Origin of the sequence: Mycobacterium sp., from assembly GCF_035633495.1 — a bacterium.
Classification (GTDB): Bacteria; Actinomycetota; Actinomycetes; order Mycobacteriales; family Mycobacteriaceae; genus Mycobacterium.
In genome coordinates this window covers 1-3,544 of sequence record NZ_DASQEU010000072.1, presented here as the reverse complement: position 1 = coordinate 3,544, position 3,544 = coordinate 1, and the positions used below count along the sequence as shown (strand labels likewise).

Below are 3,544 nucleotides of genomic sequence, written 5' to 3'. Positions count from 1 at the left end.
TGCACCATCCAAAGGCCATGCTGAATCCGCGAATCTCTAGCGACCGGTCGATCACTGGGATCTGCGAATGCGAGAAAGGCTCCAGGCCATGAACATTCGTCAGCGTTGTACTGGGCCCGCGATCGTCGCGGACGGGCCTACAGCAGGACGTTGGCGAAGACTTGCCAGGCGAGGAGGCTCTTGGCGATCAGGCTGAGGGCGATATAGGTGCGTTCGCCGGTGAGGTAATTGGTCCATCGGCCGATGCGGCGGTACTGCAGCCACTGATTGAGGGCGAAGCTGTTGAAGAACAGGAACAGTGAAATGAAGATGCCGTAGACGAAACCGGGTACGTCGGCGCCCGCCCCGATGAGATAGATGCTGATGGCGAACCATGGCGCAACGCCGGCGATGCAGCCCATCACAAAGGGCGCCCAGGAGGGTTTGCCGGCACGGTCGTTGGTGGTTTCCATCAGCCAACCGAAGTGGATCATCGAGGCGTTCACCACGAAAATTGTCAGCAGGGCGGCGACGTCGGAGATTCCGGTGATCATGGCGATGAGCACGATCATCAGTGACGACGACAAGCTGTACTCGACCCACCGGAACCTGTTGCGGTGGGACTGCAATTCGCTGCGGTAACCTGCTGCACCCGGCCTCACGGACACGATCAGGTGAAACACCGCTGATAGCAGCAGGAATGTCGCCACGGCGGGTCCCAACCGCACGGTGAAGAGCTGGGTCAATGAACTGCCGTTGATGGGTGTGCCGGGCGGCCCCGACGCGTAGAGGGCGGTGACCGGCAGGGCCAGCGCGGTGGAAAGGACAAGCATCGCGATTCCCTGCGCGCCGTGCAGCGTTGCCGCGATCAGGTTCCATCTTCGCAATCCGGCAAACTCGCTGTCGCTGACTGAAACCGACCGGTAGGAAACGGTTTCAGGCTGGGGCTCTACGCCGCGCATGGTCATGGGCACAACGTTAGCCGCTGTTTGGGCCACTGACTTCTGCAAACGCGCGTCATCGCACCCGACGGTCGGCGGCCAGTGGCGCGGTGAAGGTGGCTGCGAACGGTGCAGCCCGTGTGTGGAGATCCCGGTCGAGCACGTCGGGGAGGAAGACCGCGAGATCGCCGCGGTTCATGGTGGTGGACCTGGTGGAGCGGGGCCGTCACGGTCGCCACCCCCGTGCACTGCACCATCAGACGCCGCGCCCTGCGGGTTCGGCTCGGTCCAACCGACGGATCGCGACGACCGTTGGCGAAGGGTCGATTCCTTGGCAGCCAGGATGTCTGGACGCTGGGATGGGATCGTTGGGTCGGGGCCCGGTTGGTCAGCGGGGCTTCACCACTGCACCAGCGGGGAGGGCGACATGGCATCGGCAACCGGTTCTGAGGTTCCGCTGGACCCGATCGCCGCAGCGGCCGCCCAGGACGCCGGCGGCATCGACGCGGAGTTGCTCGTCGACTTCCTGTCGGCGCTTGTCGCCGCGGTCGCCACCGGCAACCGCTTGGGACGCCGGGACCTGGCGATCTACCGCGATGCCGGGCGGAAGGCCGCGGCTCGCGGTGTCGCGATGCGGGCGTTGCTCGACCTGTATCTGTCCGCAGCGTGGCGACTGTGGCGGCATCTGCCGGAGGTCAGCTCCGCACAGGACCCGAACACGGTGGTGCGGGCCGGGGAGGTCATGCTGCGCGCGGTCGACGATGTGGTCGCCGTGCTGACCGAGGGCTACCAGTTGGCCCGCCGGGACCTCGTTGCGGCGCAGGCCGCGGCTCGGCGGGAGTTCGTCGATGACCTGTTGCTCGGAGGGGCGCAGGCGCTGGCCGGGCTGGTCGAGCGGGCCGGCTCGTTCGGCCTCAGCCTCGCGGGTCCGCATTCCGTCGTCGTCGTGCAGGCGGAGCGGCCGTTCACCGACTCGTCACCGCTGACCGCGATGTTGGAACGCTCGATATTGGGGACGAAGGCCGATGCCGATGCCCTGGTGACCACCAAGAAGGGCTTACTGGTGGTCATCTTCGCGGCACCGGATCGCGGCGCGATCGACCAGGTGGTCACCGGGCTGGCCCGAAGCCTGCCGACCGCTGCGACGACTACCGGTGTGCAGCTACGACGCACCGCGGACGTAGGGGCCTGGCGGATGGGGGTCGGGAGAGCCCATCAGGGGCCGAGTGGTGTCCGGCTGTCGTATGAGCAGGCACTGGAAGCGCTCGAGTTGGGCGCCCGACTCGGCGGCAACGAGCAGGTCTGGGACGCGGCAGACCTGCTGGTGCAACGGGTGTTGGTCCGCGACGAGACCGCGATGCGGGAGTTGGTCGATGCGGTGCTGACGCCATTGACCGGGGCCAGGGGCGGGGCCGAGTCGCTGCTGCGGACACTCGAGGCCTATTTCGCGACCGGTGGGAACGCCTCGCTCGCCGCCCGTTCGCTGCACCTGTCCGTCCGCGCGCTGACCTACCGGCTGGAAAGGTCGCCGACCTCACTCGGCGTGACCCCACCGACCCGGCGCAGCGTTTCGAGCTGCAGACCGCGGTGACCGGTGCGCGGTTGTTGGGTTGGCCGGATTTCGAATGACCCACCCCAACTAACTGCCGGGTTCCGGCAACAAAACGGCCAATCAACAGCTGAAAACTGCCGTGGATGAACCCGAAGAGCGTCGGCACAGTAGAGAGATCGGTGCCCAAGGCCCCGATCCTCAGCTCCCCTCTCTCTCCAAGGACAGTCATGACCGTTCCCTTCTGGGCCTGGGCCGCATTCGGCGCCGTGGTCGTCATCATGTTGGCCATCGATCTGCTCGCCCACCGCGGCGCGCACATCATCAAATTCAAGGAAGCAGCGATCTGGAGCGCCATCTGGGTCGGCCTTTCGCTGGGGTTCGCCGTGGTCGTCTTCTTCACCCTTGGCGCTGACCCGGCCATCGACTTCACCACCGCGTGGTTGCTCGAGAAATCGCTCAGCGTCGACAATCTCTTCGTTTTCGCGTTGATCTTCGCGTATTTCAAGGTGCCCCGTGAGTACCAGCACCGGGTGCTCTTCTACGGTGTCATCGGTGCACTTGTCTTCCGCGGCATCTTCCTCGCGGCCGGCGTCGCCCTGGTCAGCAAGTTCACCGCAGTGCTCTTCGTCTTCGGCGCCATCCTCATCTACAGCGCGATCAAGCTTCTCCGCGACAACGACGACGCAGTCGACCCTGGCAAGAGTTTCGCGGTTCGGTTGCTGCGCAAGATCATGCCGGTCTCCGACGAGTACCGCGGCACCAAGTTCTTCTACAAGGAGGCCGGCAAGCGCATCGCCACCCCGCTGTTCGCCGTGGTGGTCGCCATCGAGGCGGCTGACCTGATCTTCGCGGTCGACAGCGTGCCTGCGGTGTTGGCGGTCAGCGACAACACGTTCATCATCTACTCCAGCAACGCCTTCGCCATCCTTGGTCTACGGGCCCTGTACTTCCTGCTGGCGGGCATGCTGAAGAAGTTCCACTACCTGGGCAAAGGGCTGGCCTTCATCCTCGCCTTCATCGGCGTCAAGCTCTTCCTGCAGGCCGGGCACAAGGTCATCTCCACCTCGATCCC

The 3,544-nt window shown here is 65.1% G+C and carries 4 protein-coding genes; 2 read left to right on the top strand and 2 right to left on the bottom strand.

What is annotated here, in order from left to right:
* Positions 1-137 precede the first annotated feature (137 nt).
* Positions 138-947: a heliorhodopsin HeR gene (gene heR / locus VET27_RS11605; protein WP_526518148.1), complete on the bottom strand. Its 810-nt coding sequence runs from the start codon at positions 945-947 to the stop codon at positions 138-140.
* Between the two features lie 49 nt (positions 948-996).
* Positions 997-1,119, bottom strand: coding sequence for a hypothetical protein (locus tag VET27_RS11600; RefSeq protein ID WP_526518146.1), 123 nt, complete (start codon positions 1,117-1,119; stop codon positions 997-999).
* A gap of 228 nt (positions 1,120-1,347) precedes the next feature.
* Here VET27_RS11600 and VET27_RS11595 point away from each other — a divergent pair, with 228 nt between their 5' ends.
* Positions 1,348-2,511: a PucR family transcriptional regulator gene (locus VET27_RS11595; protein ID WP_526518144.1), complete on the top strand. Its 1,164-nt coding sequence runs from the start codon at positions 1,348-1,350 to the stop codon at positions 2,509-2,511.
* Positions 2,512-2,699: 188 nt separating this feature from the next.
* A partial coding sequence (locus VET27_RS11590; RefSeq protein WP_526518142.1) for a TerC family protein occupies positions 2,700-3,544 on the top strand: 845 nt, incomplete at its 3' end.

Coding starts and splice junctions, on each gene's coding strand:
- VET27_RS11595 (WP_526518144.1), top strand. CDS start 1,348: ATGGCATCGGCAACCGGTTCTGAGGTTCCGCTGGACCCGATCGCCGCA.
- heR (WP_526518148.1), bottom strand. CDS start 947: ATGACCATGCGCGGCGTAGAGCCCCAGCCTGAAACCGTTTCCTACCGG.
- VET27_RS11600 (WP_526518146.1), bottom strand. CDS start 1,119: ATGAACCGCGGCGATCTCGCGGTCTTCCTCCCCGACGTGCTCGACCGG.